Source organism: Sphingobacterium sp. UBA6645, from assembly GCF_002455685.1.
GTDB classification, from domain to species: domain Bacteria; phylum Bacteroidota; class Bacteroidia; order Sphingobacteriales; family Sphingobacteriaceae; genus Sphingobacterium; species Sphingobacterium hotanense.
In genome coordinates this window covers 1-249 of sequence record NZ_DKLH01000076.1, presented here as the reverse complement: position 1 = coordinate 249, position 249 = coordinate 1, and positions in this window count along the sequence as shown.

Below are 249 nucleotides of genomic sequence, written 5' to 3'. Positions count from 1 at the left end.
AGATATTAGATTTTAGATATTAGACTTTAGAACTGGAGGCTGCTGTGTCTTGAACCATTGGTTTGAACTAGGGTAGGAAAGTTTGTTTTGAACCAGGAAAGGAAGGATTTTAGGATTGACAGGATTGGGCTCGGTGGGAATTAAAGGAATGAATTGAATTTGTATTTTTCACAGGAGACGTTTAGTGAAACGTCTCGACGCATAGGCGTCCAATTGGCTTCTATACAATTTTGAACTATATAGGCGGTA